The following is a 315-nucleotide window of genomic DNA, read 5'->3' as shown; positions in this document are numbered from 1 at the left end:
TAGAGCGCACGCCTGATAAGCGTGAGGTCGATGGTTCGAGTCCATTTAGGCCCATAGTGGAGAAGTACTCAAGTGGCTGAAGAGGCGCCCCTGCTAAGGGTGTAGGTCGCGCAAGCGGCGCGAGAGTTCGAATCTCTCCTTCTCCGTAAATGACCCGTTGGTCAAGTGGTTAAGACACCGCCCTTTCACGGCGGTAACATGGGTTCAAATCCCGTACGGGTCATCCACAGGCAACGCAAGTTGTCGGACACAACATAATATTATCGCGGGATGGAGCAGTCTGGTAGCTCGTCGGGCTCATAACCCGAAGGTCGT

2 tRNA genes are annotated in these 315 nt (G+C 54.9%); both read left to right on the top strand.

The features are described 5' to 3' along the window. Positions 1 to 58: 58 nt before the first annotated feature. A tRNA-Ser gene (locus FC26_RS08655) sits at positions 59 to 146 on the top strand. Positions 147 to 151: 5 nt separating this feature from the next. Next, positions 152 to 223 (top strand) — tRNA-Glu (locus tag FC26_RS08650). The last annotated feature ends 92 nt before the right edge of the window (positions 224 to 315 follow it).

Origin of the sequence: Paucilactobacillus vaccinostercus DSM 20634 (assembly GCF_001436295.1) — a bacterium.
In the GTDB taxonomy this organism is placed as follows: domain Bacteria; phylum Bacillota; class Bacilli; order Lactobacillales; family Lactobacillaceae; genus Paucilactobacillus; species Paucilactobacillus vaccinostercus.
The sequence above is the reverse complement of the archived record's forward strand: the minus strand, read 5'-3'. Positions and strand labels throughout refer to the sequence as shown.